Source organism: Rhodococcus sp. P4_B6 (assembly GCF_056402215.1).
The window spans coordinates 1-13,664 of record NZ_JBFUHV010000083.1 but is presented as its reverse complement, the minus strand read 5'-3'; the positions used below and the strand labels follow the sequence as shown (position 1 = coordinate 13,664).

Below are 13,664 nucleotides of genomic sequence, written 5' to 3'. Positions count from 1 at the left end.
GTACAGACAGTGCCACAGGAGCGTTACATGGAGGTGTGGGCGGCGAGGTGCATCAGTGCCGTGTCCTGGTGATCGGGACCGGGTTCTCCGGTCTGGGCACGGCCATCCAGCTACGCAAGCGTGGGCGCGACGACTTCATCCTGCTGGAGAAGGCGCGGGAGGTCGGCGGTACGTGGCGGGAGAATACATATCCGGGCTGTGCGTGTGACGTGCCCTCGCACCTGTATTCGTTCTCGTTCGAGCCGAACGCGGACTGGACGCAGATGTGGTCGGGGCAGGCGGAGATCTTCGACTATCTGCGCGGACTGGCCGACAAGTACGACCTGCGGCGCAACATTCATTTCGGCCGCACGATGATGGGCGGCTACTGGGACGCCGAACACTGCCGCTGGCACATCCACACCGAGTCGGGCGACGAGTACGTCGCCCAGTTCGTGGTGTCCGGGATCGGCTCGCTGCACATCCCGAACGTCCCGGATCTGCCGGGAGCCGGCACGTTCGAGGGCACCGCGTTTCATTCGGCGCGGTGGAACCACGATTACGACCTGCGGGGCAAGAAGGTCGCGGTGATCGGCACGGGCGCCAGCGCGATCCAGTTCGTTCCCGAAATCGTGGGCGACGTCGCCGAGTTGCAGTTGTATCAGCGGACTCCGCCCTGGGTGATCCCGGGCTTGAACTTCCGTATCCCGCAGAAGGCGCGGCGCCTGTTCGGCCGGGTCCCGCTGGCACGACGGATGGCGCGTGCCGCCGTCTACTGGACTTACGAATCGCTCGCGCTCGGGTTCAACGGGCATTTCCGCCTGATGAAGCCGATCGAGAGCGCGGCGCGGGGGAATCTGAACAGGACCGTCACCGATCCCGAACTCCGCCGCAAGCTCACCCCGTCCTACGTCATCGGCTGCAAGAGGATCCTCGGGTCGGACAGGTACTACCCGGCGCTGATCTCACCGAGGTCGGTCGTGATCACCGAGGGTATCGCGGAGGTCCGGCCGCACGGCATCGTCGCGGGGGACGGGACGGAGCGGGACGTGGACGCGATCATCTACGCCACCGGATTCCACGTCACCGACGGCTTCGAGAGCGTCGCCCTCACCGGGGTCGACGGCAGGCGCCTCGCCGATGAATGGCAGGAGCACGGCATCCGCACTCATCTCGGTATCACCGTCGCGGGTTACCCCAACGCGTTCTTCCTCCTCGGCCCCAACACCGGGCTCGGTCACAATTCGGTCGTGTTCATGATCGAGTCGCAGATTCGCTACGCCCTCCGGCTGATGGATCTCGTCGACCGGCGCGGCGCGGACGCTGCGGTCGTCCGGCCGGCCGTGCAGAGCAGGTTCAACGCAGACATTCAGCGGAAGCTGTCGAAGGGCGTGTGGTCCCGTGGCGGATGCGTGAGCTGGTATCTGGACTCGCACGGCGTCAACCGCGCGATCTGGCCGGGCTCGACCGTGCGTTACTGGCGGCAGACGCGGGAGGTCGATCCGGCGGACTTCGAGTTCACACCCGGCTGAAGGGTGGGGGCGTCACTCCGTCGACGAGATGGCTTCCCCAGAGATCCACTCCGGTGATCCGGGCGGTGGCCGTGCCTTCCGGGCTGGTGATCCGGAGTTCCGTGCCTGCGGACAGGTCTGCGTCCGCGCCGAGGGCATCCGTCAGGGTGCGGACGCGGCCGTGCCAGACGTACCGACCGCTGATGGGTTCGAAGTTTCCCGCCAACTGGACCTGCACGGTCACGGCGGGACGGTCGCCGACGACGACGTCGGCGGGGCCGCGGTAGCCCTCTTCTTCCTCGTGTTCGTTCACACGGGCAAGTTTACCTGTAACTGTGAGTTACACAAGATTGACCGATGCCTATTCGGTCGCGTCGGCAGGCGGCAGCAGCGGGTGCGGGATCGCATTGAAGCGGGCGGGCGAGCCGTTGACCGCGGCGATGCCCGTGACGCCACCCCAGGTCATCATCGTGAGGTAGTTGATCAGGTCCTCGACCGACATCGACCGGTTGGAGATCCACCAGTGGGTGGCCAGTTGCACACCGCCGACGATTCCGTACGCCCAGGGAACTGCGCCGCCGGAGTCCATCTCCATCTGCCGCAGCCGCTCGCCGAGAACGGTGGAGAGCACCTCGGCGATCATCCGTTCCGAGTCGGCGACCGTCTCGCGGCCGGGGCCGGAACCGTTGGCCATGATGTAGAGGTAGACGTCGGGATCCGACGCCACCGTCTCCACGTATGCGGTGATCGTGGCGCGGGTCAACTCGAAGTCGTCGAGGTCTCCGCCGATGGCCTCGTAGATCCGGGGGGCGAGCGTGGTCTCCACGTACCGCGCCATGGTCGCGTTCGTCAGGTCGCTCTTGTCCGCGAAATAGCGGTACAGGACGGTCTTGGAGACGCCGATCTCGGACGCGATCTCGTCCATGCCGATGTCCCGTCCACGCAGGCGGATGGCGGCGATCGTTCCGTCGACGAGTTCTTCTCGGCGCGCGATCTTGTGCTCACGCCAGCGGCGCTTGCGCCCATCGGGCTTTGCCGCCTTGTCCAGCTTGGTCATCGACTCGGTCACCTGCTCGGGATCCTTCACGCCGTCGTTCGCCACTGACTCTCTTCACATCCGTTTCGTGTCGCGATCTCCTGTCAGCTTAGTGCGCGGGTCTTGTCTCACGGCACAACGCCGTCTGTGCGGGCGCGCGTCCCGCGGCTGGGCGACCGCCCCCGCGTCGACCTTGGGCACAATGGCGTCTGTGGATCAATTGAGCCTTTCCGTCTTCGACGACGATGCGAAGCGTCGCGATCTTCGCAAGATGAAGGCTGTCGCGACGGGCTTCCTCGTCTTCGCCACCGTGGTCTACCTCGTGTGCCGGTGGCAGGAATCTCGGGGCGCGGGGGCGTGGGTCGGCTACGTGCGGGCCGCGTCGGAGGCAGGCATGGTCGGCGCGCTGGCCGACTGGTTCGCGGTGACGGCCCTGTTCCGGCATCCGCTGGGGTTGCCGATCCCGCACACCGCGATCATCAAGCGCAAGAAGGATCAGCTGGGGGCGAGCCTCAGCAGCTTCGTCGGCCAGAACTTCCTGGCCCCCGAGGTGGTGTCCGCCAAGGTGGAGGCCGCGGAGATCCCGCTCCGGCTGGGCACGTGGATGGCGCAGCCGAAGCATGCCGCGCGGGTCGCCGCCGAGACGGCCACCATCCTGCGCGGCTTCGTCGAGATCCTCCGCGACGAGGACGTGCAGCAGATCATCGACAGCACGCTGGTGCGCCGGCTGGCCGAGCCCCAGTGGGGGCCGCCGATCGGACGGGTGCTCGGCGAACTGCTGCGAGAGAACCGGCAGTTGCCGATCCTGGATCTGCTCGCCGAGCGGGCGCACCAGTGGGCCCTCGGGAGTCAGGAGACCATCGACCGGATCGTCAGCCGCGATTCGCCGGCCTGGTCGCCCAAGTTCGTCGACGCCATGCTCGGCGAGAAGATCCACCGGGAACTCGTCGAATTCACCTGGAAGGTGCGGTCCAACCCGGAGCACGAGGTGCGGCAGGCGGCCAACCGCTTCCTCGTCGACTTCGCCGACGACCTGCAGAACGATCCCGCGACCATGGAGAAGGCCGAGAAGATCAAGGSCGAGATCATGGGACGCGAGGAGGTGACGGGCCTCGCCGCGGCGACGTGGAAGGTCGCCAAGCGCCTGATCATGGAGTCCGTCGACGACCCGGACAGCACCCTGCGCACAAAGGTCGCGGAGAACGTCGTGCGATTCGGCGAGAGGCTGCGCGACGACCACGAGCTGCGGACCAAGGTCGACGGGTGGGTGCTCGCAGGCACGCGCTACGTCGTCGTCCACTACACCGACGAGATCACCGCGATCATCTCCGACACCGTCGAGCGCTGGGACGCCGAGGAGGCGTCCAAGAAGATCGAGCTCCAGGTGGGCCGCGATCTCCAGTTCATCCGTATCAACGGCACCGTGGTCGGTGCGATCGCGGGCCTGCTGATCTACACGTTCTCGACGTTGCTGTTCGGCTGACGTCCCGCGGAACGGCCCGCTAGCTGGGTGCTAACAGAGTGCTTGCAATTGCTAGCACCCTGCTTTAGGCTTGGTGCTGCCCAGCAACACGGAGGACTGATGGCCAGCGATGACCGCGATGCGGCCGGTGCAGGAGATCTGGCAGCTCGCGTAGTCAGCAACGCCGCTCACGACATCGGAGGTTTCATTCGTGCCCAGCGCGAAGCAGCCCAGGTGTCGATGCGGCAGTTGGCGCAGCTGGCCGGTGTCAGTAATCCGTATCTGAGTCAGATCGAACGTGGGTTGCGCAAGCCCTCGGCCGAGGTGCTTGGGCAGATAGCCAAGGGTCTCCGGGTCTCGTCGGAGGTCCTGTACGTCCAGGCGGGTTACCTCGAGCAGCGGCCACACGGTCCCCTCCGTGACGCTCTGCTCGCGGATACGGCCATAACCGAGCGGCAGAAGCAGGTGCTGCTCGAGATCTACGAGTCGTTCTGTCGTGAGAACGAATCGGCGGAAGCGGCCGAATCCCGGACGTCCGAGCTTCGGACAGAAGAACACCAGCGTTCTGATTCCCAGACGCCGGAACCAGAACCCCCCACCGTTGAAGAGGAGAAAGCCGATGACTGACCAGAAGACCATCGACAGCGTCAAGACCTCGCTGTATGCGGCCGTAGGTGCCGGAGACGTCGTGGTGCAGGCCGTGGCCGACGTCGTCGCCCAGGTCCGCTCGCGCGCCGAGTCCACCCAGGGTGACGTCGAAGAGCGTGTCGGCGGCGCCAAGGAGCGCTTCGCCGGACTGCAGGAAGAGGTCACCGAGGGTGTCGAGAACCTTCGCGACCGCCTCGCCGGACTGCCGTCCGAGCTGCCGGAGGAGCTCGCCGAGCTGCGTGAGAAGTTCACCGCCGACGAGCTGCGCAAGGTCGCCGAGGCCTACCTGAAGGTCGCATCCGACCTGTACACGTCGCTCGCGGAGCGCGGCGAGGACACCGTCGAGCGCATCCGCAAGCAGCCGGTCGTCGAGGAGGGCATCGGCCGCGCCGAGACCGCCTTCGGCGACGCAGTCGAGCTGACCGAGGAAGCTCTCGGCACCGTGGCCCGCCAGACGCGCGCCGTGGGCGAGCAGGCCGCGAAGCTCGCGGGCCGCGCTTCGGGTCGCATCTCCGACACCGCCGAGGGACTCGGCGAGGCCATCGCCGACGCCGGCGACGAGGCTGCCCTGAAGGTTCTCGACCTGGGCGACCAGGCTGAGGAAGCGTCGAAGGGGGCTGCCGATCGCGTCACCGCCACCGCGGCCGACGTCCATGCCCGCGCCGACCAGGCGGTCCCGGCCAAGCATGCTGCCGCTCCCGCGAAGAAGGCTGCTCCGGCTCCCGCTCCGGCCAAGGCTGCGGCAACTCCGGCTCCGGCCAAGAAGGCCGCCGCTCCGGTGAAGAAGGCTGCTCCGGTCAAGAAGGCTTGATCCTTCACGCTTTTCGGCCCCCGCACGTTCGGTGCGGGGGCCGTTTGCGTGCCCACCTCGTAGGATGGGGCTGTGATTCAAGTTGACGGCGTCGTCTCGGTGATCTTGTTGGTGATTCGCATCGTCGCTCTGGGTGGTGCTGCGTACGCGCTGTTCCACGCGGCCCGCCAGCGCAAGGATGCGTTCACCGCCGTGGACAAATTGAGCAAACCGATCTGGCTGAGCATTCTCGCGGTCGCGTTTCTCGTCCTCCTGCTGTTCCCCGCCGTGCAGTTGTTCGGCATCGTCGCGGTCGTCGCGGTGTGCGTCTATCTCGTGGACGTGCGCCCCCGTGTCGACGACGTGCAGCGCGGACCTCGCTGGTAGGCATTCCGGCCGGACAGTTACCGCTCCTCCTCACGGCTCCGTGAAGGTCGGGGCCTTTCGCGCCCTGACGATGACAATGGACATTGTGACAATGCTATGGTGGTTGTACGGCTACCGAGGGAGCTGACATGTCCGTCGTCCATCAGCGTGAATCGGCGAGCGATGCCCGCCCGACGTCCCGGCTGCTGCTCCGACGGGCGAACACCGTCCGATGACGGAATACCGGATCGACGACCTCGCACGCGAGGCGCGGGTGAGCGTGCGCAACGTGCGCGTCTACCAGGACCGCGGACTGCTTCCGCCGCCGCGGAAGCAGGGGCGCACGGGGTGGTACAACGACTCGCACCTCGCGCGGCTGCACCTGATCGGGCGGATGCTCGATCGCGGCTACACATTCGCGACCATCAGCGAACTGCTCACCGCCGCGCACTACGGACTCCAGGTCAAGGACGTTCTGGAGACCGACGACCCGGGCAGCCGCTGGAAGAAGCGCAGGCGCGCGGCACGCCTGACGATCGCCGAGCTGAAACGCATGTTCGGGGCGCAGACCACCGAGGCCAACATCGCCCGCGGCACCGAACTCGGTGTGCTCGTTCCCGCCGGGGACGACTATTCGGTCGACAATCCGCGACTGATCGAGGCGGCGCAGGTCCTCGTCGACGCAGGCATCCCGCTCGAGGACGTCCTCGAGCAGACCGCGGCGGTGCGACGCGATCTCTCGGACGTCGCCGCGCGGTTCGTTGCCGTCGTCGCAGACCGCTACCTCGCCGCCGAGGGGGAGCCGCTCGAACTCGACGAGGCGAAGGTCTCGGCAATCGCGCGCCTCGTCGACCAGATGCGTCCCCTCGCGCACGACGCCGTCCAGTCGCTGTTCGAAGAGGCGATGGAGGAGCAGATCTCCCGGGCCCTCGAGCGGGCGGCCCGGCAACTCGGCGAGACACCGGGTCCGGCGTCGGGCACAGACACCAACAAAGCAAGTGAGACAGGACAGGGGCAGGAATGACCAGCAGTTCGCGCACCATCGCCTTCCGGGCGCTCGCAGGCGCAGCCGGGGTCGGCGCCGTCGCCGCCGCGGCAGCGGCGATCCGTCACAAGCGCGCCACCCGCGGGTTGACGTTGTCGACCGAGGTGGCGCCGAACGAATTGCTGCGCACCCCGGATCTGCGCCCGGACGTGACGGAGATCCTCACCGACGACGGAGCGACGCTGTACGTGCGCGCCTACGGTCCGGTGGACGGCGATCCCATTGTGCTGAGCCATGGTTGGACGTGTTCGACCGAGTACTGGTACCCGCAGGTGAATGCGCTCGCCGAGGAGTACCGCGTCATCACCTACGACCAGCGTGGGCACGGCCGCAGCTCGGTCGGCTCGCTTCCGCTCGGTCCCGACGTCCTCGCCGACGACCTGTCGGAGGTGCTGAAGGCGACGGTGCGTGAAGGCAAGAAGGCCGTGCTCGTGGGTCACAGCATGGGTGGCATGAGCATCATGGCGTGGGCGGGACGGCACCCCGGCGAGGTCAAGGAATATGCGTCCGCGGTCCTGCTCGCCAGCACCGCCTGCGACCGGCTCGTCGCCGAGACCACCGTCATACCGTTGCCGAATCGTTTTCCGCGCGTGCCGGTTCCGGTCGGCCGCGCCGTCCTGAAGACGCCGGTCCCGTTGGTGTCTTCGCCGGTGATGACGCGAGCGCTGCAGTACGTGTCGATGTCGCCGAACGCTTCGCGCGCCGAGGTCCAGTTCTGCGAGAACATCGTCCGGGACTGCAAGCCGCGCATCCGCGGCGGCTGGGGTGCTGCCCTCAGCGGCCTCGACATCCACGAGGCACTCGACCACCTCGCGGTTCCGACGACGGTGCTCGTCGGTTCCATGGACCGGTTGACCCCACCCGTCCATGCCCGCAAGCTCGCTCGCGTCCTGGACGAGGCCGGTCACCTCGAGCGCCTGATCGTCCTGCCCGGCGTCGGTCACATGAGTTCCGTCGAGAGCATCGACGAGTTCGACAAGGAGATCGTGCGGCTGCGCAACCTCTGACCTTTCGGCTGCCCCGCAGTCGGTCGGGCCCACACGCCGGGTGGCGTGTGGGCCCGATTTTTTTGTGGCGGTGTGAGGCTTGACACACCGACAACATTACATCTAACGTAATTTGTATCACTGTAAAACGTGACGCGACCCAGCGTTCCACCGATCCGGTCATCAGGCGATAGGAGCTCACGTTGGCTCATGTAGTTACGCAATCCTGCTGCAACGACGCGAGTTGCGTCGCGGTCTGCCCAGTCGATTGCATCCATCCCACTCCGAACGAGCCCGGCTACGGCAGCGCGGAGATGCTGTACATCGATCCGGTCGGCTGCATCGACTGCGGCGCATGCATCGATGCGTGCCCGGTCGACGCGATCGTTCCCGACTACGACCTGACTCCGGAAACCGCGCGCTACGAGGAGATCAACGCGGCGTTCTACGCGAACCGGGATCAGCCCGTCCCCGTACCCGAACGTCCCGTTGCCGAGGCTGCCCGGGTGTCCGAACGCGCACTGCTGCGGGTGGCGATCGTCGGTTCCGGGCCGTCCGGCTGCTACGCGGCCGAGAACCTGCTGTCCCGGATCGGTCCCGCCGTGGAAATCTCCTTCTTCGAGAAGCTTGCGACACCATTCGGGCTGATCCGATTCGGTGTCGCACCGGACCATCAGGGGACCAAGGCGGTCGCCTCCCTCTTCCAGAAGACGGCGTCGCGGAAGAATGTGGACTTCTACCTCAACGTCGAGGTCGGCACGCACCTGACTCACGACGACCTGCTCGCGCATCACGATGCGGTGATCTACGCGGTCGGCGCCCCCGCCGACTGCTCGCTGGGGATTCCCGGTGAGGACCTGCCCGGAAGCCACTCGGCAACGGAATTCGTGGCCTGGTACAACGGTCACCCCGACCACGCGCACCGCACGTTCGACCTGTCGGGCGAGCGCGCCGTGATCATCGGCAACGGCAATGTGGCGTTGGACGTGGCCCGAGTGCTCGTCGCCGGCACCGCCGAGTTGACCAAGACCGACATCGCCCCGCACGCATTGAAAGCGTTGTCGGAGAGCAGGATCAGAGAAGTGCTCGTCGTCGGCCGGAGAGGTCCGGCGCAAGCGGCGTATACGAATCCGGAGTTGCTCGCGCTCGGCCATCTCCCCGGCGTGACTGTCGCGGTACGGCCCGAGGAGGTGGTGCGGGAGGCAGATGGGCGGACCGACTCGATCGAGGCGATGAAAGCCAGGATCGTCGCAGAGTTCGCCGCCGCCCCGCACATTCCGGGATACAAACGTATTGCGCTGCGCTACCTGCTTTCTCCGGTATCGGTTCTGGGAGACGGCCGGGTAGAGGGGATCCGCCTGGTCCGCAACGAGCTGGTTCAGGATGCGGACGGCCGTTCCAGGGCGGCTCCCACAAGTGTCGTCGAGGACGTCGACTGTGGTCTGGTCCTGCGGTCGGTGGGGTACCGGGGGATCCCCGTCGCGGGAATCCCCGTCTCGGGTGCACGATCCACGATGCTGAACGTCGGAGGTCGTGTGCTGGAACCGGACGCGAGTGGACCGATGTCCGGTGTGTACACCGTCGGGTGGATCAAGCGAGGTCCCTCCGGCGTCATCGGAACCAACAAGGCGTGCGCCGCCGAAACTGTCGACAAACTCGTAGACGACTTCCACTCCGGTCGATTGGCGGCTCCCGGGGGTGGCCGGCAGGATCTCCGCCGGCTGGTTGCGGAGCGGCGTCCCGAGCGCATCGACTACGACGGATGGAAGGCGATCGACGCGCACGAGCGGCGACTCGGCAGGGAATCGGGCCGACCGCGCGTGAAGCTCGTGGACACCGCCTCGATGATTGAAATCGCTTCGAGTGCATCTATTTCCGGCTGATATCACCCTGATGCGCGCCGACCCGGCGCGCGTCGAAGAAAGTGATTGACGTCTCATCACCTAACGATATAAGGTTTATTCGGATCGGGGATGCGGCCCGCACTCGATCCTCTCGACCGGCGACAGCCCCGCCGTCGAGGATCGGAACAGTCTCGCCGCCCGACTTCGCCGGACGATGTCCCATGCACCGCAAGTCTCCGGCATCTGACGAATCATCACAGAGGAGTTCACATGAAACTTCAGGACAAAGTCGCCGTCATCACCGGAGGTGGATCCGGGCTCGGACGCCAGGGTGCGCAGTTGTTCGCATCGGAAGGCGCGAAGGTGGCGGTCGTCGACATCGACGGCGACCGAGCCGAACAGACCGCGAAACTGGTTGAACAGCAGGGCGGAACGGCGATCGCCATCACCGCCGACGTGAGTGACGAGGCCGCCGTCTACCGCAGCGTCGAGACCACCGTCGAGCAGTTCGGCAAGCTCGACATCATGTGGGCCAACGCGGGTGTCGTCTCCCGCGGTGGTGTCCCGTCGGTGGCGGGCGGCGAACACGTGGAGTTCCAGGACCTCACGGATGCGGACTGGCAGCACGTTCTCGGAGTCAACCTCAGCGGCGTCGTGTACTCCTGTAAGGCTGCTGTGCCTGCGATGCGGGCCAACGGCGGCGGCACCATCCTGGCGACGTCGTCCGCGGCTTCCTTCGCCGCCTATCACAGCATCGCGATGTACTCGGCGACGAAAGCCGGTGTCAACGGCCTGGTTCGTGGCCTCAGCCTGGATCTCGGACGCTACGGCATCCGCGTCAATGCCCTCGCACCCACGCACGGGATGTCGCCGAACTTCCTGATGGGCCCGGGCACCCCGGTGATCGGCCAGTCCTACGAGGAGACCGCGGGACCGTGGGATCCGGGCGTCTCGCCGATTCCGCTCAAGCTCCAGCGTCCGCCGTCGCTCGTGGACAACGCGAAGGTCGCACTCTTCCTCGTGTCGGACGACTCCGCATACATTTCCGGTCTGACGCTGCCCGCGACGGACGGTGGCACACTGTCACGAGTCGCGATGATGTTCGAAGAGGACACGCCGACTCCCACGCTTCCCGTCGACTGAGCGGAGCGTCCGTCGATGACCATTCATGCGCAGAACCGTGCGCAGTCGTTGAAGGTCGACCGATCCGCCTGTGCGGGCCACGGCCTCTGCTACGGCGCGGAACCCGAGATAGTCGACAGCGACGACCAGGGCTTCCCCATCGTCGTGGCCGAACCTGTTCCCGAGGAACTACGAGATCAACTGGGTGCCCTCGTCGAGATGTGCCCCGAACGCGCGCTGAGCGTCGAACTCCCGAATTCGGAAGGCTGAGAAGCAGTGACGACAACCCAACTACCCGAGAACCTCATCGTGGACTTCGACGTCTACGACCAGACGTTGGCGATGCCCGAGGACGTGTTCCAGGAACGCGCGGCGGCGCTGCGGGCCATCGGCCCAGTCGTGTATTCGAAGGCGCACGGCGGTCACTGGATCGTGACGCGCTACGAGGAGATACACCAGGTCCTGCGTGATCCGGAGACCTTCTCCAGCTACCCGAACAATCTCGTGAACGCGGGCCAGGGGAAGTTCATCCCGATCGAGCTGGACCCGCCGGAGCACACGTTCTACCGGCAGGCGCTGCAACCGCTGTTCAGTCCCAAGCGGATGAAGGAACTCGAGCCCCAGATCCGGGACGTCATCAACGAGCTCATCGACGACTTCGCGGCACGCGGTGAAGCCGAGTTCATCTCGGAGTTCGCCCACGAGCTGCCGACGCGGGTGTTCCTGGCCCTGATGGGCTGGCCCCTCGAAGACGCCGAGATGTTCACCAAGACGACGGACGTTGCACTGCAGGGCATTCCCGGTGGAACGGAAGAAGAATCGGCCAAGGCCCGCGAGGATGCGGCCAACCAGATCTTCGGCTACTTCGGTGCCATCGTCGCCGGAGTGCGGTCCGGTGAGAACACCTCGGACAGTCTGACCGCGCAGATCATCAACACCCCGATCGAGATGGAGGACGGGGTACGGCTGCTCACCGACGAAGAGCTGTATCGCATGTTCTTCCTCCTGCTCATCGCGGGCCTGCACACGGTCCAGGGTTCACTGGCGTGGGGGATCATCCACCTGGCGAACAATCCGGGGCAGCGGCAGGAGATCGTGGACGATCCCGACACCATCCCGGCGGCGGTCGAGGAGATTCTGAGGATCGAGGCTGCGGTGATCGCGGGCCGGCGAGCGACCCGCGACGTCGAGATCGGCGGCGTCACGATCGCGGAGGGGGAACAGCTCATCGTGCTGCTCTGCTCGGCGAATCGCGACGGCAACGAGTTCGAGGATCCGGACGAGCTGAGGATCGACCGCTCGCCCAACCGTCACCTCTCTTTCGGTGCCGGTCCTCATCGGTGCATCGGGTCTCACCTGGCACGAATCGAGCTCAAGCTGGCCATGGAGGAGATTCACAAGCGGTTGCCCGATTACCGACTGGTTCCGGAGGATCCGCCGATCCTGCACGCCACCCAGGTTCGCGGCTGCATCCGGCTCCCGATCACCTTCACTCCGTCGGCCTGAGGCCGGGCGGACGTCCGAGGCAGTTGTCCGTGGTCCTGTGGGACTTCGGGCAGCTGCCTCGCTCTTTTGGTGTAATGGAGTGGACGTCGCCCCCGGTATGCAACAACTTACGTGTATTGTCATTTGTATCGCGACTGGTCGGGTGGCTGGTCGGAAGTGACGGTGTCTGGAGCGAGGATGGCAAGAAGGAAGACCGCCGGTGTGCTGAGCCAGGACGCCGATGTCGCACGGTCTCAGATACTCGTGGCAGCCCAGACGATGATTCTTCGTTTCGGGATCTCGAAGACCACCATGGAGGACATTGCCAAGGAGGCGGGGGTCTCTCGCCCGACCGTCTACCGGTATTTCCAGGACCGCGAGACGCTCACCACCGAGTTGATCAGGTGGCGATCGCGTCAGACGCTCGAACGTGGCCGCAAGTTCCTGATGGAGTGTGCGACGTTCGAGGACAGGCTGATCGAAGGCCTCATCTACCTGGTGTACGACGGGATCAACGATCCGATCGTGCGCATCCTCGTCAGCCCCGAACACGTCGGCGGCGAGTCGTGGCTCGAGACGATCCCCCTCGCAACGAGTCTGACCACCGAACTGTGGGGGCCGATCTTCGACGACGCCAAGGCAGGCGGCGAAATGAGGTCGGATATAGACACCGACGAGGCGTGCTCCTGGATCACCCTCGTGCAGCTGATGCTCGCTCCGAGACTGGATAATTCGGATCCTGCCGATCCCTCGCACCGGCAGATGATGAGGCAATTCGTCCTGCCGGCCTTCCTGCCGTAGTCGCCCGCGTCCAAAAGAAGCCGTGTCCCCGAGGGGGCACGGCTTCTTTGTGCTTTCACCCGGTAAATCTAATGTCCTTAAGTATGCTGGTCGACGGTTCCCGTGCCTGGTCACGGCCGAATCGGTCGGGAATGCCTATGCCGGCGCGTATTTCGCAGATGAGCCATTTCGCTTCCTGCTCTTGCCTGGACGGTCAAAAGCCGTATAACGTATTACGTGCGACGTAATTTGTATCACAGCTGGAGGTCGTGAACTCGCCGTCCATCGTCCGCGATTCGATGAAAAATGCTGCAAACAAGCTGTATTCGATGTGCGCGGCGGGACGGCTGTGGGTTCCGGCCCGAGGTCGCAAGTGCCCTGCAACATCCGAGGCGCGTTCGACGCCTGAATACACGGAGGTAATGGTGGGAGTCGAGGTATCCGTCGAGGGACTGACCAAGTCCTTCGGCTCGCAGAGGATCTGGCAGGACGTCACGTTGACCCTTCCGGCCGGTGAGGTCAGTGCGTTGCTCGGGCCGTCGGGCACGGGTAAGTCGGTGTTCCTGAAGTCGCTGATCGGTYTGCTCCGYCCGGAGCAGGGGTCGATCGT

General features: G+C 65.6%; 15 protein-coding genes. 13 read left to right on the top strand and 2 right to left on the bottom strand.

Going from position 1 to position 13,664, the window contains the following annotated elements:
- Positions 1-35 precede the first annotated feature (35 nt).
- Entirely contained in the window at positions 36-1,511 is a 1,476-nt protein-coding gene (locus tag AC1DWT_RS30400) for a flavin-containing monooxygenase (protein WP_083395789.1), read from the top strand.
- Here AC1DWT_RS30400 and AC1DWT_RS30395 read toward each other — a convergent pair.
- Together AC1DWT_RS30395 and AC1DWT_RS30390 are read right to left on the bottom strand one after the other, a co-directional pair.
- The gene (locus AC1DWT_RS30395; RefSeq protein WP_206013109.1) at positions 1,498-1,803 is read right to left on the bottom strand and encodes a DUF4873 domain-containing protein; all 306 of its coding nucleotides are present in this window, start codon (positions 1,801-1,803) and stop codon (positions 1,498-1,500) included. The genes AC1DWT_RS30400 and AC1DWT_RS30395 overlap by 14 nt on opposite strands.
- A gap of 48 nt (positions 1,804-1,851) precedes the next feature.
- On the bottom strand, positions 1,852-2,547 hold the full coding sequence (locus tag AC1DWT_RS30390) for a TetR/AcrR family transcriptional regulator (protein ID WP_225858509.1): 696 nt from the start codon (positions 2,545-2,547) through the stop codon (positions 1,852-1,854).
- Between the two features lie 190 nt (positions 2,548-2,737).
- On the opposite strand from AC1DWT_RS30390, the gene AC1DWT_RS30385 reads away from it, so the two are divergent.
- From AC1DWT_RS30385 to AC1DWT_RS30330, 12 genes are all read left to right on the top strand, one after another.
- Positions 2,738-4,009, top strand: a complete 1,272-nt coding sequence (locus tag AC1DWT_RS30385; RefSeq protein ID WP_477923463.1) for a DUF445 domain-containing protein — start codon at positions 2,738-2,740, stop codon at positions 4,007-4,009.
- Between the two features lie 99 nt (positions 4,010-4,108).
- Positions 4,109-4,615: a helix-turn-helix domain-containing protein gene (locus tag AC1DWT_RS30380; protein WP_012689029.1), complete on the top strand. Its 507-nt coding sequence runs from the start codon at positions 4,109-4,111 to the stop codon at positions 4,613-4,615.
- Positions 4,608-5,447, top strand: a complete 840-nt coding sequence (gene tadA / locus AC1DWT_RS30375; RefSeq protein ID WP_072939659.1) for a major lipid droplet protein TadA — start codon at positions 4,608-4,610, stop codon at positions 5,445-5,447. The genes AC1DWT_RS30380 and tadA overlap by 8 nt, the downstream gene beginning before the upstream one ends.
- A gap of 72 nt (positions 5,448-5,519) precedes the next feature.
- Positions 5,520-5,813, top strand: coding sequence for a DUF2516 family protein (locus AC1DWT_RS30370; protein ID WP_005251878.1), 294 nt, complete (start codon positions 5,520-5,522; stop codon positions 5,811-5,813).
- A 211-nt stretch (positions 5,814-6,024) separates the two neighbouring features.
- Entirely contained in the window at positions 6,025-6,816 is a 792-nt protein-coding gene (locus tag AC1DWT_RS30365) for a MerR family transcriptional regulator (RefSeq protein ID WP_206013107.1), read from the top strand.
- The gene (locus AC1DWT_RS30360; RefSeq protein WP_072939665.1) at positions 6,813-7,844 is read left to right on the top strand and encodes an alpha/beta fold hydrolase; all 1,032 of its coding nucleotides are present in this window, start codon (positions 6,813-6,815) and stop codon (positions 7,842-7,844) included. Before AC1DWT_RS30365 ends, AC1DWT_RS30360 begins: the two co-directional genes overlap by 4 nt.
- Positions 7,845-8,026: 182 nt before the next feature.
- Complete coding sequence (locus tag AC1DWT_RS30355) at positions 8,027-9,706, top strand: FAD-dependent oxidoreductase (protein WP_095862510.1); 1,680 nt, start codon at positions 8,027-8,029, stop codon at positions 9,704-9,706.
- 231 nt (positions 9,707-9,937) lie between these two features.
- A complete protein-coding gene (locus AC1DWT_RS30350) occupies positions 9,938-10,810 on the top strand; it encodes an SDR family NAD(P)-dependent oxidoreductase (protein WP_012689023.1) in 873 nt (290 codons plus the stop codon).
- Positions 10,811-10,825: 15 nt separating this feature from the next.
- Positions 10,826-11,059, top strand: coding sequence for a ferredoxin (locus AC1DWT_RS30345; RefSeq protein WP_072939670.1), 234 nt, complete (start codon positions 10,826-10,828; stop codon positions 11,057-11,059).
- A 6-nt stretch (positions 11,060-11,065) separates the two neighbouring features.
- A complete protein-coding gene (locus AC1DWT_RS30340; RefSeq protein WP_072939672.1) occupies positions 11,066-12,295 on the top strand; it encodes a cytochrome P450 in 1,230 nt (409 codons plus the stop codon).
- A gap of 177 nt (positions 12,296-12,472) precedes the next feature.
- A complete protein-coding gene (locus tag AC1DWT_RS30335; protein ID WP_072939675.1) occupies positions 12,473-13,075 on the top strand; it encodes a TetR/AcrR family transcriptional regulator in 603 nt (200 codons plus the stop codon).
- Positions 13,076-13,476: 401 nt separating this feature from the next.
- A partial coding sequence (locus AC1DWT_RS30330; RefSeq protein ID WP_477923458.1) for an ATP-binding cassette domain-containing protein occupies positions 13,477-13,664 on the top strand: 188 nt, incomplete at its 3' end.

Coding starts and splice junctions, on each gene's coding strand:
- AC1DWT_RS30390 (WP_225858509.1), bottom strand. CDS start 2,547: ATGACCAAGCTGGACAAGGCGGCAAAGCCCGATGGGCGCAAGCGCCGC.
- AC1DWT_RS30380 (WP_012689029.1), top strand. CDS start 4,109: ATGGCCAGCGATGACCGCGATGCGGCCGGTGCAGGAGATCTGGCAGCT.
- tadA (WP_072939659.1), top strand. CDS start 4,608: ATGACTGACCAGAAGACCATCGACAGCGTCAAGACCTCGCTGTATGCG.
- AC1DWT_RS30365 (WP_206013107.1), top strand. CDS start 6,025: ATGACGGAATACCGGATCGACGACCTCGCACGCGAGGCGCGGGTGAGC.
- AC1DWT_RS30360 (WP_072939665.1), top strand. CDS start 6,813: ATGACCAGCAGTTCGCGCACCATCGCCTTCCGGGCGCTCGCAGGCGCA.
- AC1DWT_RS30350 (WP_012689023.1), top strand. CDS start 9,938: ATGAAACTTCAGGACAAAGTCGCCGTCATCACCGGAGGTGGATCCGGG.
- AC1DWT_RS30345 (WP_072939670.1), top strand. CDS start 10,826: ATGACCATTCATGCGCAGAACCGTGCGCAGTCGTTGAAGGTCGACCGA.
- AC1DWT_RS30335 (WP_072939675.1), top strand. CDS start 12,473: ATGGCAAGAAGGAAGACCGCCGGTGTGCTGAGCCAGGACGCCGATGTC.